This is a genomic window from Ruegeria sp. BE3 (assembly GCF_056538865.1).
In genome coordinates this window covers 187153-206513 of the sequence record NZ_JBQFTW010000003.1, presented here as the reverse complement: position 1 = coordinate 206513, position 19361 = coordinate 187153, and the positions used below count along the sequence as shown (strand labels likewise).

19 protein-coding genes are annotated in these 19361 nt (G+C 57.8%); 7 read left to right on the top strand and 12 right to left on the bottom strand.

Annotated elements, in window-relative coordinates:
- Positions 1-1014: a FecCD family ABC transporter permease gene (locus tag ACR0AZ_RS10615; RefSeq protein WP_480472560.1), complete on the top strand. Its 1014-nt coding sequence runs from the start codon at positions 1-3 to the stop codon at positions 1012-1014.
- A 148-nt stretch (positions 1015-1162) separates the two neighbouring features.
- On the opposite strand, the gene ACR0AZ_RS10610 is transcribed toward ACR0AZ_RS10615, so the two are convergent.
- The 8 genes from ACR0AZ_RS10610 to ACR0AZ_RS10575 all read right to left on the bottom strand — a co-directional run bounded on the left by ACR0AZ_RS10610 (position 1163) and on the right by ACR0AZ_RS10575 (position 8721).
- The gene (locus ACR0AZ_RS10610) at positions 1163-2260 is read right to left on the bottom strand and encodes a M56 family metallopeptidase (RefSeq protein ID WP_480667398.1); all 1098 of its coding nucleotides are present in this window, start codon (positions 2258-2260) and stop codon (positions 1163-1165) included.
- A complete protein-coding gene (locus ACR0AZ_RS10605; protein WP_480472564.1) occupies positions 2247-2642 on the bottom strand; it encodes a BlaI/MecI/CopY family transcriptional regulator in 396 nt (131 codons plus the stop codon). Before ACR0AZ_RS10605 ends, ACR0AZ_RS10610 begins: the two co-directional genes overlap by 14 nt.
- Positions 2643-2708: 66 nt before the next feature.
- The gene (locus tag ACR0AZ_RS10600; protein WP_480472566.1) at positions 2709-3110 is read right to left on the bottom strand and encodes a DUF2160 domain-containing protein; all 402 of its coding nucleotides are present in this window, start codon (positions 3108-3110) and stop codon (positions 2709-2711) included.
- A gap of 8 nt (positions 3111-3118) precedes the next feature.
- Complete coding sequence (locus tag ACR0AZ_RS10595; RefSeq protein WP_480472568.1) at positions 3119-3916, bottom strand: carbohydrate ABC transporter permease; 798 nt, start codon at positions 3914-3916, stop codon at positions 3119-3121.
- Complete coding sequence (locus tag ACR0AZ_RS10590) at positions 3913-4776, bottom strand: carbohydrate ABC transporter permease (protein ID WP_480472570.1); 864 nt, start codon at positions 4774-4776, stop codon at positions 3913-3915. Before ACR0AZ_RS10590 ends, ACR0AZ_RS10595 begins: the two co-directional genes overlap by 4 nt.
- Positions 4773-5849 carry an ABC transporter ATP-binding protein gene (locus tag ACR0AZ_RS10585; RefSeq protein ID WP_480472572.1) on the bottom strand — a complete coding sequence of 359 codons (1077 nt, stop codon included), beginning with the start codon at positions 5847-5849 and terminating at the stop codon, positions 4773-4775. Before ACR0AZ_RS10585 ends, ACR0AZ_RS10590 begins: the two co-directional genes overlap by 4 nt.
- A gap of 1 nt (position 5850) precedes the next feature.
- On the bottom strand, positions 5851-6900 hold the full coding sequence (locus ACR0AZ_RS10580) for an ABC transporter ATP-binding protein (protein ID WP_480472574.1): 1050 nt from the start codon (positions 6898-6900) through the stop codon (positions 5851-5853).
- 81 nt (positions 6901-6981) lie between these two features.
- A complete protein-coding gene (locus ACR0AZ_RS10575) occupies positions 6982-8721 on the bottom strand; it encodes an ABC transporter substrate-binding protein (protein ID WP_480472576.1) in 1740 nt (579 codons plus the stop codon).
- A 300-nt stretch (positions 8722-9021) separates the two neighbouring features.
- On the opposite strand from ACR0AZ_RS10575, the gene ACR0AZ_RS10570 reads away from it, so the two are divergent.
- Entirely contained in the window at positions 9022-9444 is a 423-nt protein-coding gene (locus tag ACR0AZ_RS10570) for a VOC family protein (protein ID WP_480472578.1), read from the top strand.
- A 27-nt stretch (positions 9445-9471) separates the two neighbouring features.
- Here ACR0AZ_RS10570 and ACR0AZ_RS10565 read toward each other — a convergent pair whose 3' ends face one another.
- The 4 genes from ACR0AZ_RS10565 to ACR0AZ_RS10550 form a co-directional block, all read right to left on the bottom strand.
- Complete coding sequence (locus ACR0AZ_RS10565; protein WP_480472580.1) at positions 9472-10908, bottom strand: pyridoxal phosphate-dependent decarboxylase family protein; 1437 nt, start codon at positions 10906-10908, stop codon at positions 9472-9474.
- Position 10909: 1 nt separating this feature from the next.
- The gene (gene cysK, locus ACR0AZ_RS10560; protein WP_480472582.1) at positions 10910-11989 is read right to left on the bottom strand and encodes a cysteine synthase A; all 1080 of its coding nucleotides are present in this window, start codon (positions 11987-11989) and stop codon (positions 10910-10912) included.
- A gap of 138 nt (positions 11990-12127) precedes the next feature.
- Positions 12128-13705 carry a winged helix-turn-helix domain-containing tetratricopeptide repeat protein gene (locus ACR0AZ_RS10555; protein WP_480472584.1) on the bottom strand — a complete coding sequence of 526 codons (1578 nt, stop codon included), beginning with the start codon at positions 13703-13705 and terminating at the stop codon, positions 12128-12130.
- Between the two features lie 57 nt (positions 13706-13762).
- The gene (locus ACR0AZ_RS10550; protein ID WP_480472586.1) at positions 13763-14443 is read right to left on the bottom strand and encodes a GntR family transcriptional regulator; all 681 of its coding nucleotides are present in this window, start codon (positions 14441-14443) and stop codon (positions 13763-13765) included.
- Positions 14444-14546: 103 nt separating this feature from the next.
- On the opposite strand from ACR0AZ_RS10550, the gene ACR0AZ_RS10545 reads away from it, so the two are divergent.
- Genes ACR0AZ_RS10545 through ACR0AZ_RS10525 form a run of 5 tightly spaced genes read left to right on the top strand, consistent with a single transcriptional unit; the run spans position 14547 to position 19359 of the window.
- Positions 14547-15149, top strand: coding sequence for an amino acid synthesis family protein (locus tag ACR0AZ_RS10545; RefSeq protein WP_480667396.1), 603 nt, complete (start codon positions 14547-14549; stop codon positions 15147-15149).
- Entirely contained in the window at positions 15121-15930 is an 810-nt protein-coding gene (locus ACR0AZ_RS10540) for an alpha/beta fold hydrolase (protein WP_480472590.1), read from the top strand. The genes ACR0AZ_RS10545 and ACR0AZ_RS10540 overlap by 29 nt, the downstream gene beginning before the upstream one ends.
- Positions 15917-16834, top strand: coding sequence for a flavin reductase family protein (locus tag ACR0AZ_RS10535; protein WP_480472592.1), 918 nt, complete (start codon positions 15917-15919; stop codon positions 16832-16834). Before ACR0AZ_RS10540 ends, ACR0AZ_RS10535 begins: the two co-directional genes overlap by 14 nt.
- A gap of 3 nt (positions 16835-16837) precedes the next feature.
- A complete protein-coding gene (locus tag ACR0AZ_RS10530; RefSeq protein WP_480667395.1) occupies positions 16838-17875 on the top strand; it encodes an LLM class flavin-dependent oxidoreductase in 1038 nt (345 codons plus the stop codon).
- Between the two features lie 20 nt (positions 17876-17895).
- On the top strand, positions 17896-19359 hold the full coding sequence (locus ACR0AZ_RS10525; protein ID WP_480658797.1) for an aldehyde dehydrogenase: 1464 nt from the start codon (positions 17896-17898) through the stop codon (positions 19357-19359).
- Positions 19360-19361: the final 2 nt, after the last annotated feature.

Below are 19361 nucleotides of genomic sequence, written 5' to 3'. Positions count from 1 at the left end.
ATGGGCCGATTGGGCCTGATTCTCTTGCTGGGGGCGGTCGTTCTGGCTGCCCTTTTGCTGATCTCGACTATCTATGGAACCACCTCGATTCCGATCACGGACACATTCGAGGCGATCCTTCTGGGCACCGGCCTGACCGGAGGCGAGATGTCTCCGATGCATCGGATCGTCTTCGACCTGCGCCTGCCACGCGCATTGTTTGCAGCGGTGATCGGCGCGGGCCTGGGTATCGTTGGCGTCGTGTTGCAGACCACCACACGCAACGATCTGGCGGATCCATTTCTGTTTGGCCTGTCTTCAGGTGCTGCAGCGGGGGCCGTTTTCGTCATCACTGTAACCGGAGATATTCTGGGCTTCTGGACTTTGCCATTGGCTGCGTTCTGCGGAGGGTTGGTGGCGTCGGGTATCGTGCTCGCGCTGGTGCATGGGCTGCGGACAAGCGCGCCCGAAAAGCTGATACTGGCTGGGCTGGCGGTGTCTTTCCTGTTCTCTGCCATTACAAACTATCTGATCTTCGCGGGCGATAGTCGTGCCGCGCATTCGGTGATTTTCTGGATGCTGGGCGGGTTGGGCCTCGCTCGTTGGGAGACTTTTCCGCTTGTCTGCGCGGGCTTGATACTGATCCTGAGCTACTCACTCTACCGCAGTCGCTGGCTGGATGCTTTGCTGACAGGAGATCTGACCGCAACCACTTTGGGCGTGCCTGTGCAGGGCTTGCGGTTCAGCATGTTCTTCACCGCGGCCCTCGCGACCGCCGTCTTTGTTTCGGTGGCTGGCGTGATCGGCTTTGTCGGCTTGATGGTGCCGCATATCGCCCGAGGAATTGCCGGCCCGCTGCACCGCCATTTACTGCCCACGGCGGCCTTGGTTGGTGCTGCACTTTTGACTGGCTCGGATATCCTCAGCAGGCTGTTACTTGCTCCGCAGGAATTGCCTGTTGGGATCGTGACCACCTCAATCGGGTCCGTATTCGTATTCCTGTTGCTGTTTCGTACAGCGCGAAAGGTGCATTAGGATTGAAGCTGGTTCTGGCTTGTTTCGAGCCAGATCACACGCTTCGACCAGGTCTTGCGCGCGCATGATGTTCCAGACTTGCGCTTCTTTTCCTGCTCACAAACATGGTTTTGCGCCGCTTTCTGAGACGGCGCAAATATGGACAGGCTTAATTGCCCTGATTTCTTTCGGCCAATCGCTCAAGATTGACGACGGTCGATAGCATGAGTCTGTCATGGCTCCAGTCGTCGGTCTGGCGCATTGAAACTGAGCCGAAAGCCAGTATCCCGGCGAATATCAGCGTGCTACCAAATACCAGAGTGTTGGCCGGGCGAAGCAGAAGAGGCGCATCTGACAGCGCCAGTACCCGCTGACGCAACACGCGCTTGGCGCGGCCACCACTGACCAATGCGACGTCCAGAACGTAGGATCGATCACGTGCCACTATGCGACCGCAATAGTTCAACAGGCAATTGGCGTAGTGCGAAGCGTTCAAGCGTCGTCTCGCCACGATGGATTGATCACAACCCAGTTCACGCAGACGTTCAAACTCATATTTCAGCGCTATGTAGGCGGGGTTCCAGAACATGAGCGGACGCAAAAACTCAAGCATCAGTTGCCATTCTACATCGCCAGCGCGGACGTGCTGGAACTCATGCGCGATGGCAAATCGCAGCTCATCCGGCGTATCGAGCAGGTGCGTGGGCAAGACGACGTGCCTCCGGCGCAATCCCCGCACTGCGAAAGGGACCGATATACGGTCAGACAGGCGAATGTCGACTTTCGACGAACGTCGCCAGAGGAAACTGGCGTTTATGGTTCCGCGAATTCGATATGCAGCATGTGCCACGCGCGCTGCGAGAAAAATTGCCCCGGTGGCAATTGCAGCAAACGCAATCAAGGATAAGACAGAACCGCCACTTAGTACGTTATCTGCCCAACGTTCCCGTATGTTGAGCAAGCTCTCGAACTGGGTGGCTGGCAGGGCGATGTCACCCCGCAGATACGCCGCGACCGCGATGTCACCAAGGGCGATAGGACGGTCAGGCAAGGCCAAGCGCAACAATTCGGCCAGGCCGATCGCCAGCAGCGGGCTGAGCACGACGCAGACAAGCAGTATCTTGAACACGCGAAGCTGCGCAAAATACGCGAATTGAAGGGACGTCCGTTTCAAAGCGTAGCGCGACGTCAACCAAATCAACAATGCCAGAACCATCACCAGATTCAGCTCGAGATAGAAGTCGAGTACGGGCTTAACTGCTGTCATTTTGCAGTCTCCTCTCTACCAGTGCCCGAATGTCCTCAAGATCCGTCTCTGTCAGCCCGGCATCGTCGACAAGACGCGCGACCAACGTGGCGGGCGTGTCGTCGAACAATGTACGGGACAGATTCTGTAGCGACCGTGTCTGATACCTGTCTTTTTCCAGAAGCGGCTTATAGATCAGCGTCTTGCCGTCCTTGCGACTCTCGACAAAGCCTTTTTCGTCAAGAATACGCAGGATGGTCGCGCCGGATGTATAAGCCAGATTGCGTTCTGGCGGCAGGCGGTCAAGAACGTCACGGACCGAGCCCTCACCAAGTGCCCAGAGTTCATTCATGAACTCCAGTTCCACTTCGGTCAGCAGATTGGATGTCTTTTTCTTTCGCATCGGTCTCGGTGTCGCCATTTCTTAGTATGCTTGCCAGACAAGCATCCTTTCGCTGTTTCGCAAAGCCTAAACTTTCCAGAAAACGAAAATCCCCCAACCGATGGACAAGAATAGGGGTGTCCAGACAGGTTGGCCGACCAGGCCGAGCCAGGCGAGGAAGATGTAAGCGGAACCGAGTAAGGTGATGAATAGCCGGTCGCCCAGCGTGGTCGTCAGGCCCAGAACCCCGCGCCGTTCGATCCCGTCGCGGTACTTGAACCCCTCTAGTAGGCCGATCAACGCGATGGCCGAGAAGATGCCAACGAACAGAGCCAACGTAGCCGGTGTCCAGGCCATCCAGAAATCGGGCCACAAGGGGTCGGTCCACGAGAAGCCTTTTTCCTCTTGCTGGCCGACACTGCCCCATCCGGCCTGTTGGGCCATAGCCATGGTCGGCAGGAAAGGAAGGGTGAGAAGGAGTTTACGCATATCGAACCTCACACACGTCCCATCGCGAAACCGCGCGCGATGTAGTTGCGGACAAACCAGATGACGATGGCTCCGGGGATGATGGTCAGCGTACCGGCGGCTGCCAACAGGCCCAGCTCATACCCAGCGCTAGAGGCCGTCCGGGTCATCACGGCGGCGATGGGTTTGGCCTCGACCGCCGTGAGGGTTTTGGCCAGCAGCATTTCTACCCACGAGAACATGAAGCAGAAGAAGGCCGCGACGCCGACGCCCGCTTTGATGTTGGGCAGGAAGATCGTCACAAAGAAGCGCGGGAAGGAATAGCCGTCCACATAGGCTGTTTCATCCAGCTCCTTCGGGATGCCGCGCATGAAGCCTTCCAAAATCCACACCGCCAGCGGCACGTTGAACAGCGTATGCGCCAGTGCTACCGCCAGATGGGTGTCGAACAACCCGATGGAGGAATAAAGCTGGAAGAACGGCAAGGCGAACACCGCAGCCGGGGCCATCCGGTTGGTCAGCAGCCAGAAGAACAGTTGTTTGTCGCCCAGAAACCGATAGCGCGAGAACGCATAGGCCGCAGGCAGGGCGACACAGACCGAAAGCACCGTGTTCAGCGTCACATAGAGGATGGAGTTGATGTAACCCCAGTACCACGTTGGATCAGTGAAGATGGTGATGTAATTCTCCAGCGTAAAGGTCTGGGGAAACAGGGAAAAGCCCGACAGGATCTCGTTCGTGGTCTTGAAGGACATCGCCACCAGCCAATAGATCGGCAGCATCAGGAACGCGATATAGAGGATCGGGATAAGGGACCGCTTCTTCATTGCGCGTCATCCTTTGTCATCAGAGTGTAGAAGACCCACGACACAAGCAGCGTGATGGCGAAATAGATCAGGCTCATCGCGGCCGCAGGGCCAAGGTCGAACTGTCCCAGCGCGATCTTCACCAGGTCGATCGACAGCAAGGTCGTTGAGTTGCCGGGGCCACCGCCGGTCAGAACGAAGGGCTCGGTATAGATATTGAAACTGTCCATGAAGCGCAGCAGAACGGCGATGGTCAGAACGGTTTTCATCTTGGGCAACTGGATATAACGGAACACCGACCATGGGCTGGCACCGTCGATCTTGGCGGCCTGATAATAGGCATCCGGGATCGACACGAGACCCGCATAGCACAGCAGCACAACCAGCGAGGTCCAGTGCCAGACATCCATGACGATGACCGTGATCCAGGCGGACAGAGGCTGTTGCGTCATGTCATAGTTGATGCCCATAACGTCATTCAGGAAATATCCCATCAGGCCGATTTTCGGCAGGGTGAAGATGTTCCACATCGAACCGACCACGTTCCATGGGATCAGCATCGGAAGGGCCATCAGCACCAGACAGACCGGCACCCAGAAGCCTTTGCGGGGCATGGATAGGGCCACGATGATGCCAAGTGGAACTTCGATCAGCAAGATGAGGAAAGTAAACAGGAATTGCCGTCCCAATGCGGCCTGAAACCGGTCGGAACGCAGGATTTGTTCGAACCAGCCTAGCCCTTCCCAGAAGAACTGGTTGTTGCCGAAGGTTTCCTGCACCGAGTAGTTGACCACTGTCATCATCGGCACCAGCGCGTTGAACGCGACCAGTGCCAGCACTGGCAGGACAAAGAACCACGCCTTTTGGTTTTCTGTTCTCATTGCGCCCGCTCCTCGGTTGCGATCCAGCCGTCGCGATAGACGCGGGATTGTTCAGGTTTGAATTGCAGGAAGACCTGTGATCCGGGCTCGGGCACGCTGTGTTCGGTCACGGCTTTGAGAGCCGTGTTGCCGACCATCGCGCTGACTACGAAATGACGGCCAATGTCCGAGACTTTGGTCACATGCGCCGGGATGCCGGTATCGCCAAAGCCCACATATTCGGGGCGGATGCCCAGATCGGTGCGGCCTCCGTCGCCATGAGTGGGGCCTTCCAGCATAACCTCATGGCCTTCGAACACCGCTCGGTCACCTCGGGTCTCACAGGGCAGAACGTTCATGCCGGGCGAGCCAATGAAGTGTCCGACGAATGTGTGCTGAGGCCGCTCGAACAGCTCGACTGGGGTGCCGATCTGAACCACTTCGCCCTCCTGCATCACGACCACTTCGTCCGCAAATGTCAGCGCCTCGGTCTGGTCGTGAGTCACGTAGATCATCGTAGCTTTGACGCGCTGGTGCAGCTCTTTCAGCTTCGATCGCAGCTTCCACTTCAGATGCGGGTCGATCACTGTCAGCGGCTCGTCAAACATCACCGCGTTCACATCGTCGCGGACCAGTCCGCGACCCATCGAGATCTTTTGCTTGTTGTCTGGGCTCAGACCCGAGGCACGGGTATTCAGCATATCCGTGACGTCCAGCATCTCGGCGATCTCATCGACCCGTTGTTTTATCCGCGCTGCGTCAACACCTCGATTCTTCAACGGAAAAGCCAGGTTCTCGCCCACAGTCATTGTGTCGTAGATCACCGGGAACTGGAACACCTGTGCGATGTTGCGCTGATCGGGGGGGAGGGCGGTCACATCCTGACCATCGAACAGAATCTGCCCTTCGGACGGGGTCAGAAGCCCCGAGATGATGTTCAGCAACGTCGACTTGCCGCAGCCGGATGGGCCAAGCAACGCATAGGCCCCGCCATCGCGCCACGTTACGTCAACTTCTTTCAGCGCATAATCCTCGGGGCCTTTCGGCGCGGGCATGTAGCTGTGTCGCAGGTTTGAAAGCTTGATCTGTGCCATGTCACGCGACCCTTTGGCCGTCTTGGCCGAAATACCGGCAATGTGCCGGGTTCATATAGAAACTGTGATCTTCGCCAACCTGGTAGGGATGCACGCCAGCGGCCAGGGATACCCAGTCATCCGACCCGTGTCGGAAATGCGCGCTGGAATCTGAACCCGAAAGCTCGGTCACGATCACGCGGCCTGTCAGCTCAACGTCAGCGTCCGAGGTACGGAATGGCGTGACCCGATGCGGGCGCACTGCGACCATGTAGTCTCCATCGGCCATATCAGAGACGGCCCAGCCACCGCCGCCTGCCAGTTGCGCCTGCGCACCGGATACGGTGATGTGCGCCACGTTAATCGGAGGGTCCGAAAACACGCGTGCTGCAGCGATGTTTTCCGGGTTGCGATAGATGTCTGCCGTGGGGCCGAACTGCGTGACGCGGCCATCTTCCATTAGCGCGGTATAGCCGCCCAGCAGCAGCGCTTCTTCCGGTTCCGAGGTCGCATAGACAACCACGGCGCCGCGCCCGGCAAACAGGTCGGGCAGCTGCTCACGCAGTTCCTCGCGCAGCTTGTAATCGAGGTTTGCCAGTGGCTCGTCCAGAAACACCGCGCGGCTTTCTTTCGCGATGGCGCGGGCCAGTGCGGTCCGTTGCTGTTGCCCACCCGACAGCTCATGCGGGCGGCGTTGCAGCATCGGGCGCAGTTGCAGCAGGTCGGCTGCTTCTTCGACGCGGCCTTCGATCTCGGATTGGGCCATGCCTGCCACGCGCAGCGGCGAGGCGATGTTGTCGAAAACAGTCATATGCGGGTAGTTCACGAAGAACTGGTGCACCAGGCTGATCTGCCGTTTCTGAGTGTTCAGCCTTGTGACGTCCTGCCCATCCATGAAGACTTTACCCGAAGCAATCGGGTCCAGCCCGGCCATCATCTTGATCAGAGAGGTCTTGCCCGATCCCGTCGCACCCAGCAGCACATTGAAATGGCCGGTTTGCAGCTTCAGGTTAGTGGGCTTGATATGGATGACGTTACCGACCCGTTTGGTCGCGTCTTGAAGTTCTATCATGTCCGTGAGTTCCGGTCCTTCAGTGCGCGGCACTGGTCTTGGGGTGGGGGTGCCGCAGACGGCACCCCCGGTTGCATCAGTTTACTGAGACTGCCAGCGCGCCACCAGTTCGTCATAGTTGACGGTCTGGCCCTGCGGCTTTTCGTTCTCAAGCTTGGCCTTGGGCGAACCCTCTTTCTCCAGCCAGAAGGCAGGATCCTGGGTTTCGTTCAGGCGCGGGCCACAGCCACCATAGACACCGGCGCTTTCATCTGCAGCCTGCATGCGAGACATGGTGATGTCCATCTCTTCGGCCAGACGGTCCATTGCCTCTTGCGGCGTGAAGGCGCCCGAGTTCACGTCACCGATCTGCTGCCACCAGATCTGGGCCAGCTTCGGATAGTCCGGCACGTTGATGCCGGTCGGCGACCATGCCACGCGGTCAGGCGAGCGATAGAACTCGACCAGACCACCCAGCTTGGGTGCGCGTTCGGTGAACGACTCGTGGTTGACCGAGCTGTCGCGAATGAAGGTCAGACCTACATGGGACTTCTTCACATCAACAGTTTTGGACGTCACGAATTGGGCATAGAGCCAAGCTGCCTGGGCACGATCCGAGGGGGTCGATTTCAGGAACGTCCAAGAGCCCACGTCCTGGTAACCGACCTTCTGGCCTTCTTCCCAGTAGGGGCCGTGCGGGCTGGGTGCCATTCGCCACAGCGGCGTGCCTTCGTCATCCACGGTGTTGTTGCCTTCGGACTTCGGCTTCACCATGTCGGCGGTAAAGGCGGTGTACCAGAAGATCTGCTGGGCCACGTTGCCCTGGCTGAGCGCCGGCAGCGACTGGTAGAAGTCATAAGACGCCGCACCCGGAGGCGCATAGTTCCGCAGCCATTCGTCCCACTTGCGGATCGCATAAACCGCAGCCGGGCCGTTTGCAGCACCGCCGCGCGATACGGACGCACCAACAGGGTTACAGGTGCCCGCTTCCATGCGGATGCCCCATTCGTCGACCGGAACACCGTTCGGTTCACCCTTATCGCCAGCACCGGCCATCGACAGCCAGGCGTCGGTCATGCGCCAGCCCAGATCAGGCGCACGCTTGCCGTAGTCCATGTGGCCATAGATCGCGACGCCATCGACTTCTTTCACATCATTGGTGAAGAACTCGGCGATGTCTTCATAGGCCGACCAGTTGACCGGAACGCCCAGATCATAGCCGTATTTCTCTTTGAACGCGGCTTTGTTGGCTTCGTCATCGAACCAGTCCTTGCGGAACCAGTATAGGTTCGCAAACTGCTGGTCCGGCAGCTGATACAGCTTGCCGTCAGGACCGGTGGTGAACTGGATGCCCATGAAGTCATCCAAATCCAGCGTTGGCGATGTTGTTGCCGCCCAGTCGCCCCCCATCATGTCAGTCAGAGGATAGGCCAGTTGCAGACGCGAATGTGTGCCGATGAGGTCACTGTCGTTGACATAGCCATCATACAGGTTCCGGCCGGTCTGCATCTGAGTCTGAACCGCCTGAACCACTTCGCCTTCGCCGAGGATCTGGTGATTGACCTTGATGCCGGTGATCTCTTCGAACGCTTTGGCGAGGACCTCGGATTCATAGGAATGCGTCGGGATGCCTTCGGACAGGACGTTGATTTCCATGCCCGAATAGGGTTGTGCAGCTTCAATGAACCACTTCATCTCACCCATCTGCTCGTCTTTCGACAGCGTCGATGGCTGGAACTCGTCGTCGATCCAACGTTGTGCTGCGGCTTCGTCGGCCCACACGGGACCGTGCCCCGCAATGACGGCAGCCGCCGCCACTGCGGAAAGTAGATGTCTCCGCATCTGTCTCCTCCCAAGATATTTTGCTTGTCCGGCGCTAACCGGATGCCCACAACCATCAGCGATTTTTTGCTACGGTGTCAAACTAATTTTTTAGTAATTGCATAGAATATTGTTTTTGAATACTAATTTCAGTATGCGCGAATATCCAACTTAAATCCCGGCCAACTGACTTAACGAGAAGGCTGCTGTCGGTATAGTCGAAATCACGTGTCGAATTCTGGGCATTTGCGCCGATGCAGGCTTGCAAGCAAGAGGTTCATGAGGTTTCTTGCGTCGGGCTACGAATAGAAGTTTATGCCCATGAAGCTCGAATTCCATCACATCAACTACGTTTCCGACGATGTTGAACGTTTGCACAAGTTCTATACCGATGTGCTGGGTCTTGAAGACATCCCGATTGAGAATTTTCCGCGGCCGGTGGCAACGGACGATAAGGGATATGACGGTAAAATCCGGTTTGCGACAGATGGTGCAATGCAGATGCATCTGGCCGAGCGCAATCTGGATGTAGCTTTCAAACATGGTGAGACGATCAACCCCGTAGAACGCGGCCACATTGCGTATCGAACCGACGATATCGAAGCCTTCAAAGCGGTGCTTGAGGCTAACAATATTCTCTATTCAGATTATGGGACGGCCTTCGCCAAAGAATGGCACCAGATCTTTTTTCACGACCCAGAAGGTAACATCGTTGAGGTGCATCAAGCCGTTCACACCGGTTAAATCCAGTGTGAAACAAGTGGCTCTACGCTAAATGGCGGGGCTTGAAGATGTCGCCAGAGTGCGTTGAACTTCCGCCCAAACGGCCAGAATATGATCAGCAATCTGATCCGCCGCTTCAAGCTCGGTTGCGTCGGAAATCACCGATAGGCGCATTACCCAATCCCCGCGCCATTGGCTGCCGCCGACGAAGATTTTGCCTTTTTCCAAGATGCCTGCGATGACGGCTTCGGTCGTTTTGCGGCGGGTCTCTGACTCCGCCTCTTCGTTGCCAAAGCTGATGATGATCTGGTTCAGGACGACCTCGTTCAAGATGTGTATACCTTCGACCGGTCGCAAACGGTCTGCAATGCGCTTGGCGGTTTTGCAATGACGCCCGACCATCTCTTGAACCCCTTCGCGGCCAAGCGATTTGAGCACTGCCCAGGTTGGCAGGCCGCGCGCGCGGCGTGACAGTTCAGGGGTCAGGAAACACGGGATGCGCTCATGTTCAGCCTGGGGCGGCAGATAGCTTGCGCTGATCCGCATCGCCTTTTGCAAGGCGTCTTTGTCCCGAACAATTGCATAGCCGCTGTCAAATGGGGTTTGCAGCCATTTATGACCATCGACGCTCCAGGAATTCGCGCGGTCGAGGCCGTCGGTCAACGCGCGATATTCGGGATGCGCGCGCGCCCAGAGGCCGAATGCGCCATCCACATGGATCCATGCGCCTGATCGTTCTGCAATGTCTGCGAACTGGTCGAACGGATCGAACGCGCCGGTGTTGATCTGCCCGGCCTGTGTGACGATGATCGCTGGCCCCGTCTGCGCGCTCATTTGCTGCGCCAGGTCAGCGGCGACCATCCGTCCCTCAGCGTCGGTCTTTATGCGTTTGACACGGTTCCGACCAAGACCGAGATATCCGAGTGCCGACATGACCGATGTATGTGCATCATCACCCAGATACACTGTGATCGGAGGTGCTCCGAACAGCCCATCCTCATCCGGGTCCCAGCCATGGGCGCGCAAAACCGCTCCGCGCGCTGCGGCAAGTGCCGTGAAGTTGCCAACCGTTCCGCCCGTGACAAATCCAACAGCGGCGTCGCGGGGCAGATCGAGAATGTCCAACAGCCACCCAGCTGCGATCTGTTCCACCGCCGCAGTGGTGGGGGAAGAGCGATGGAACGCAGAGTTTTGTCCCCAAGCGCTTACCAGCCAGTCTGCGGCAACGCCCACAGGAGCCGAGCCTCCCAACACCCAACCAAAGAACCTGGGGTGGACCATTTGGGTAAGCCCCTGTTCACCGCGATCCGCGAGATCGTTGATCACGGCTTCGGCGTCTTTGCCATGCTCGGGAAGAGGTTCGTCAAAGATGGCCAGCATCTCGTCAAAGCTCTTCTCGGGCGGGCAAGGGCGCGTTGGCACAGATCGCCGGTAGGCCAGGGCACGGTTGCAAGCCACGCTCAGTGCTAAGAACGGATCAGCCATCTCAGGACATCTGATAGCCGGGAGTGGAGTTCGAGATCGCGATCTCTTCCTCGGTCATCTCTTCGGCTATTCCTTCAAAGAGGGGTGTGCTCAGGTAACGCTCGCCAGTATCGGGCAGCATGCACAGGATGTTCGCGCCCGGATCGGCTTTTTCAGCAATGCCGACGGCGATTGCGAAGGTGGCCCCACCTGAGATGCCCGTCAGAATGCCCTCGTGGCTGGCCAGTTTCCGGGCCCATTCCACGCCTGTTGGGCCGGGGACGGGAATCAATTCGTCGAAGAAGTTGTTGTCGATCGATTCCTGCAAAACGGCCGGTATGAAATCCGGTGTCCAGCCTTGGATCGGGTGCGGCTCAAAAGCCGGGTGGCTGGACAGAGGATCACCATCTTGCCCACGGTCAGTGGCAATACCGCTGCCAATCAGTTGCGCATTGGCAGGCTCAGAGAGGATGATCTTGGTCTCGGGCCGTTCCTTGCGCAGCACCCGGGCGACGCCGGTAACTGTACCGCCAGTCCCGTAGCCGGTCACGAGGTAGTCCAGCGGTTGACCGTTGAAATCGCTCAGAATCTCCTGTGCGGTGGTTGCGGCGTGAATCTCGGCATTGGCCTCCGTCTCGAACTGCCGCGCCAGTAGCCAGCCATGCGCCTCGGCGAGTTCGGCGGCTTTGCGGTACATGCCAAATCCCTTTTCGGCGCGTGGGGTCAGGACCACTTTCGCCCCCAGCATCCGCATCAGGCGACGACGCTCGACCGAGAAACTATCGGCCATAGTCACCACCAGAGGATAACCCTTTTGCGCGCAAACCATGGCAAGCCCGATGCCGGTATTGCCACTTGTGGCCTCGACCACGGTCTGGCCCGGCTTCAGGGCGCCACTGCGTTCGGCAGCCTCGATGATGTTAACGGCCAGACGATCCTTGACCGACCCGGCGGGATTGAATGCTTCGAATTTCACAAACAGATTGACGCCTTCGGGGCCCAGATTGTTGATGCGGATGACGGGAGTGTTCCCGATGGTATCCAGAACGCTGTCAAAAACGCACCCGTTTCCTTGCGTCGTTCTAAGCTTTTGATCGGTCATTGTATTATCCTACATGAAGTGTTGGTTTGGCCGGATCAGGGGCCCCTAATGCCGCAAGACTAGACGCAATGGGTGGCGCGAGTCCTGAGGAGTTTCTGAGGAAACCCTGTAAATCGGCGTGAAATTGGTTCTTTCGGCTCAGATTTGGGGAATACCTTGCCGGGACAACGCGCCTGAAAACCGTGAACGCGTATCCGGGTCGGTAAAGGGGAACGACCGGAAGAAATGATCCTGTGTGATGCGTTGGCGCGAGGCACGCACGCGATCTGCCCATTGGGCAGCCTCGGTTTGGTTGCCCGCCAGTTCGTTTGTAAACGTCGCAATCAGGCTGATCAGATCATGCGCTCCCGGCGCATTTGCAGCCCGTACTGCCCAATCCGCGGCTTCGCTATCGCGACCTTCCATCGCCAGGCTCATCGCGCGTGTTCCCAGCATCGCATAGAGTAGTGGATCAAGCGGGCTGAGCGCGCGGGCGTCGTCCGATAGACGCCGACCGATGCCACTGGCGCCGGATACCGTTTCGGTCCAGGCGCGGGCGTAGATGCCTTGCGCAAAATTCGGGCTGAGCGCGGTGGAGCGGTCCAGCCAGATTTTGGCGCTGTCCAGATCACCCACCAACCAGAGGGCGCGGCCCATGTTGAAATTTGCAAACGGGTCCATCGGGTCCAGGTCGACGGCACGTTCGGCTTCGGCCCGCGCGAGCTTCATCGGTTCGGCGCGACTGTCTGAATAGTGCATGAAGGCTGTTTTGAAATGAGCGAAAGACAACGCCCCGTGCGCCCGAGCAAATTCGGGTTCCAATGCGATCGCCTTTTCGAATAAGGCAATCGCCCGGTCATTTTCATTGGCGTCAAAGCGATAGAGGGATTGCAAGCCCAGATGATAGGTTGCCCAGGCATCGATATTTTCGGGCGATCGGAGGCGTGCCTTTGACGCCTCGCTCAGCGGGATCTGAACCTCGATGGCGAAGACGACATGAGAAATGATCTGCTCGCGCACCTCGTGCACATCATCGAGGCGGGAATTGAAACGGTCGGCCCAAATCACTTCGCCATCTGCGGTACTGGACAGCATGACGCTGATAGCGACCCGAGGGCCCATCACTTCGACACTGCCGGTCAGGCAATATCGGGCCCCGAGACTCTTGCGGATTTCTCCGATCTCACCGGACTTTGAATGGAAGCGAAACGATGACCCGCGCGCGATCACGGCAATCCAGCGCAACCGAGAAATGGATGCGATGAGTTCGTGTGGTATCGCGGCGCTGAGCGTTTTGGCCGTGCCGTCCGCACCGATGTTATCGAAGGGAAGAATGGCGATTGTGGGCCGTGTCGCGGCTTCGATCCATTCGGTGTCCTGCACGTCCAGATCCTGCGGCACTACGGATGCGGGCGTTGCCTCGCAATCAATGATCTGCAGCGGGGCCGTCCACCGCAGCCCTTTGCCATGAACTGTTTTGATAACTGCTTGCCGATCCCCGGTATCTTCGACAGCGCGCCGCGCCGATTTGATGCAAGTGGACAAGGCAGCCTCGGACACGATCCGATTGCCCCACAAGGTGGCAAACAGCTCGTCTTTTGTTACGAGGCGGTCTTGGTTCTTGGCCAAAAGGGCGATGAGCTGGAACGCCAGCGGTTCTACATCGACAACCGATCCGTCGCGCAGAAGTTCCTGACGCAGAAGATCGATTCTGAACTCACCAAACTCACAGATCATTGTGAGACATTACCAAGAAACGACAGATCTGGACATAAGATCTGAAATGAGAGGCGATTAATCGGCGTGTTCGGCCAGTAGTCTTTCGGCAATCGCGGTGGTGTCATCCAGATGTCTCTCAACCGCCGCTGCGGCTTTTTCCGCATCGCCTGAGATAATCGCATCGCAAATCGCCTGCATATGCTCGGGCCCCGGGCGGCTGCGTTCAGTCGAAGAGAGGGTCATCATGCGCAACCGGCTGATGCGGCCGTTGAGGCGTTGCACGATCTCCCACGCGATATAGTCGCCCGCGCCCTGAAATATCTCGGCGTAAAATCCCGCCGTGGCGCGAAATAGCCCACCGGGTGTTTTGTCGGTAAACTGATGCTTGAGCTGGTCGAGCGCACTCCGAAGGCGCATCGCGCGCTCGTCAGTTATGTTTTTGGCGCATTTTCGAGCTGCCGCCGTCTCCAGCATCCGTCGGATCTCGTAGATTTGCTGCGCATCATTCCAGTTCATAAGCGCCACGATTGGTCCGCGCCCGGGCAGGATTTCAACCAGACCTTCGGCTTCGAGATAGCGGATCGTTTCGCGCACAACGGTGCGGCTGACACCAAGCTGATCGCACAATGGTCGTTCGACTAGCCGCTCTCCCGGTTTGAAATGCCCTTCGATGATCGCGTCCCGCATACGTTCCTGCACGATGTCCCGCAGGGTCAAGGGCGGTTGTTCTATTCTGGAAAGCGCGGGTGTGGTCATAGCTGCGGTGATATCAATGAGGGTGTTTCGGCGCAATGGGATTGACTGATGGTATTATGGTATACCATAAATCAAATCGAGAATCGAACCATAGGGTGCAGCCATGCCAGCCGAAATCCGAAAAACGCTTCTTCATGTTGAAAACACTCTGATCGAAGGGGGCAGGGTGGCTGAGCGCCCCTTGAAGATGATCGCAGCCGTCTCGGTTATCCGAAATCCGTGGGCAGGTCGGGGTTTCGTCGAGAATCTGAGGCCTGAGATCAGCGATTGCGCGCCGGGACTGGGCAAGCTGCTGACTGAGATGGTGTTGGACGCCGCCGGAGGGGGCGACAAGGTTGAGGGCTACGGAAAATCCGCCATAGTTGGTGTGAATGGTGAAGTTGAGCATGCCTCGGCGTTGATCCATACGCTTCGGTTCGGGAACCATTATCGCGAGGCGGTAGGCGCTAAATCCTATCTTGCGTTCACCAACACACGCGGTCCGGCCAATGCGCCGCTGCAGATACCGCTGATGGACAAGAACGATGGCGGTCGGCGCAGTCACTATCTGACTATTCAGTTGTCTGTTGCGGACGCGCCGGCACCGGATGAGATCGTGGTGGCGCTTGGTGCCTCGGTCGGTGGGCGTCCGCATCACCGGGTCGGTGATCGCTATCAAGACCTGAAAGAGTTGGGCCATGACGTTGACAACCCTGCAGCTGTCTGAACCCTACGGAACGCTAAGCTATCGTGAAGCGGGGTGCGGAAAACCGGTGGTGTTGATCCACGGGGTCGGGATGCAATCCGCGGCCTGGGGGCCGCAGGTTGATGTGCTGTCGGAAACGCATCGTGTGATTGCTGTGGACATGCCGGGGCATGGAGGATCGTCCCGATTGCCTGAGGGCGCGCAACTGCCTGCCTTCGTCGAATGGCTCTGGGCGGCTCTGGCAGCTTTGAACCTTGGACGCGTAAGTCTCGCCGGTCACTCCATGGGTGCGCTTGTCGCCGCAGGCTACGCAGTTAGCTATCCTGATGCTGTCGAGCGGGTGGCGCTGTTGAACGGTGTATATCTCCGATCCCCCGAGGCGCGTGCAGCGGTGGAAACGCGCGCGGATCAGATTGGCAGCGGGTGTTTCGATCTTGAGACACCTCTGAACCGCTGGTTTGGTAATAGTCCGATAGAACAGGCTGCGCGGAAGGACGTGGAAGGCTGGTTGGTTAAAGTCGATCCAGTTGGTTATGCAACGGCCTACAGCGCATTTGCGCGCGGGGATCGGACCTATGCCGACCGTTTGGGCGACATCGCTTGCCCATTTCTTGCGATCACCGGGGATGGAGACCTGAATTCGACGCTTGAAATGTCTGATAACATGGCCGCAGCCGCCCCCATGGGGCAATCAGTGGTCATCGAAGGACATCGGCATCTGGTCAACCTAACCGCTCCGGAGCAGGTGAATGCGGCCCTGAAAGACTGGCTTAGGTGGGAGGCAAACGATGACAGAGATTGATCCACGCGACCTGCGCAATGCGTTTGGCGCTTTCATGACGGGCGTGACCGTGGTTACGACACACGACCCCGATGGCAGACCGCTGGGGTTCACGGCGAACTCGTTCACCTCGGTCTCGCTTGATCCGCCTTTGGTTCTGGTCTGCCTTGCGAATACATCACGCAACTACCACGCCTTTGCCGGTGCGGGAGGCTTTGCCGTCAACGTGTTGTCCGAGGCGCAAAAAGAGGTTTCAAACACATTCGCCCGACCGGTCGAGGATCGTTTTTCAGCGGTTGATTGGCGGCCCGGACCGCATGGTGCACCGATTTTTGACGGTGTCTCGGCCTGGTTTGACTGTTCGATGTTCAAAACCGTTGAGGCAGGCGATCATCTGATCCTGATGGGCAAGGTCGAAGCCTATGCGAACAATACCCATCCGGGCCTCGGCTATGCGCGGGGCGCTTATGTCACGCCAGCGGCAGAAGCCGAGGCGTTGAACAATCGCGCCAACCTGATGGTCTCGGCCCTGATTGCGCATCAGGGAAGGGTCTTGTTGGTCGAGACCGAAGGCGGTTCGTTCGCTTTGCCCGAAGTCAAAGTCGGCAAAGACGGTGCATCAGCAGCCCTTCGGCGATTGATCGACACCAATGGGGTCGAGGCTGAGGCAGGGTTCATCTATTCCGTTTACGAAGACGAGACGCGCGAAACCCAGCATATCTCATTCTTGTGTCAGGCCAGTGGGGAAGCTGCGGAGCAGGGCGCGTTCCATGACCTCGATGCACAGACGCTTGCTGCTTTGGCCGACCCGGTGGTGCGCACGATGTTGCAGCGTTTTGCAGTTGAAAGCCGAATGGGGAATTTCGGGGTGTATTTTGGTAATCAGGACAGCGGTACCATCCGACCTGTCACATCAGAGGGTTGAGCGATGAAGTTCTCGCTATTTGCTCATATGGAGCGCATTTCTGCGGATGAAGATCAGAAGAAGATCTATGATGAGTTCGTTGAGCTGTGCAGGATCGCCGATCAGGGCGGGATGCATGCAATCTGGACGGGTGAACATCATGGTATGAATTTCACCATCGCGCCAAACCCGTTTCTGAGTTTGGTGGACGTCGCGCGTCACACCAACAATGTGCGGCTGGGGACGGGGACCGTGATCGCACCATTCTGGCACCCGATCCGACTGGCCGGTGAGGCGGCGATGACCGACATCATCACTGATGGACGGCTTGAGGTGGGTATCGCGCGCGGGGCGTATTCCTTTGAATACGAGCGCCTGATGCCGGGTATGGATGCCTGGGAAGCCGGTCAGCGCATGCGCGAGCTTGTGCCTGCTGTGAAGGCGCTTTGGGAGGGCGATTACGAGCATGAAGGAGAGTTCTATCAGTTTCCCAAAACCACCTCGGCACCGCTTCCATTGAGGCCCGAAGGCCCTCCGATCTGGATTGCGGCTCGTGATCCGAACAGCCACGAATTTGCGGTTGCGCAGGGATGCAATGTGCAGGTGACGCCGTTGTGGAAGGGTGATGCTGAAATCTCGGACCTGATGGAAAAGTTCAACGCGGCTTGTGTAAAACATTCAGACCAACCACGCCCGAAAATCATGTTGCTGCAGCACACCTATGTGGCAGACAGCGATGAGGACGCCCAATTAGGAGCTGTCGAGCTGAACCGGTTCTACTGTTATTTCGGGGCGTGGTTCATGAACCAGCGCGAAATCTCTCATGGACTAATCGAGCCGCTTACCGATGAAGAGATTACCGCCCACCCGTTCTATAGCCCCGAGGCCATGGCGCGTGACCTCGTGATCGGTACCCCTGATAAGGTCATCGAACGGCTGAAAGGGTATGAGGCATTGGGCTATGATGAATATGCGTTTTGGATCGACAGCTCGATGTCGTTTGAGCGAAAAAAAGCCTCGCTTGAGCGGTTTATCAATGATGTGATGCCCGCATTTGCCTGATCACCTTAAGGGAAATACATATGCAAAGCTTCCAGCACTATATCGGGGGTCAGTTCGAAGACGCGGCTCGGCATTTCGATAGCATCGACCCGGCGACAGGCAACCCGTGGGCTCGGATGCCCGACGCCACCGTTGACGATGTAAACCGCGCGGTGGATGCGGCTGAGCGAGCATTTGTCTCGGTTGAATGGGCACAAATGACGGCCAGCGCGCGGGGCAAGCTTCTGATGAGCCTCGCCGATCTGATTGCTGAGAACGCGCCGCAACTGGCGGAATTGGAAACGCGCGACACCGGAAAGATCATCCGCGAAACAACCGCGCAGATCGCTTATGTGGCTGAATATTATCGGTATTATGCTGGGCTTGCCGACAAGATCGAAGGTGCACACCTGCCCATCGACAAACCGGATATGGAGGTTTGGCTGCGGCGCGAACCCGTAGGTGTTGTTGCGGCAGTCGTGCCATGGAATTCTCAGCTGTTTCTGTCGGCGGTCAAAATTGGGCCTGCATTGGCTGCAGGTTGTACAGTGGTCCTCAAAGCCAGCGAAGATGGTCCTGCGCCGATGCTGGAATTTGCGCGTATCTTCGATCAGGCCGGATTCCCCAAGGGTGTCCTGAGTGTCATCACGGGCGGCCCCGAAGTGGGCGCCACGCTGACAAGCCATCCCAAAGTGGCGCATGTGGCGTTTACAGGTGGGCCTGAGACGGCCCGTCATATCGTGCGCAATTCAGCAGAGAATCTGGCCTCGACGTCGCTGGAACTGGGCGGCAAATCCCCATTCATCGTATTTGACGATGCCGATCTGGAAAGTGCGGTGAACGCTCAGGTCTCAGGGGTGTTTGCGGCGACCGGGCAAAGCTGCGTTTCAGGATCTCGTCTTGTGGTACAGGCCGGGATCAAGGACGCCTTTCTGGCGCGCCTGAAAGAAAAAGCCAAAGCGATTGTCATCGGCGCACCGGACAAGATGGAGACCGAGGTCGGACCGCTTTGCACCGCGCGTCAACGCGGCAGAGCCGAAGCGTTGATTGCTCAATCAATTGAGCAGGGCGCGAAACTGGTGACCGGGGGGCAGGCTCTGGATCGCGACGGGTATTACTTCGCGCCAACCATTCTGGATTGTGACGCCGCCCCAAACGCGGCCTGCCTGAGCAATGAGTTCTTTGGCCCTGTGCTGTCGGTCATCAGTTTCGAAGATGAGGCTGAGGCCATCGCTATTGCCAATGATACGCAATACGGTCTGGCTTCCGGGCTGTTTACCCGAGACCTCACCCGCGCCCATCGCGTGATCCGGGCCATTCGGGCGGGGATCGTCTGGGTGAACACCTATCGTGCGGTTAGCCCGATCGCGCCGTTTGGGGGCCATGGGCTGTCAGGTCACGGGCGCGAAGGTGGGATCGAAGCCGCGCTGGACTATACAACCGTCAAAGCCGTTTGGCTTCGGACCAGCGATGAGCCGATCCCGGATCCGTTTGTCATGCGCTAGAG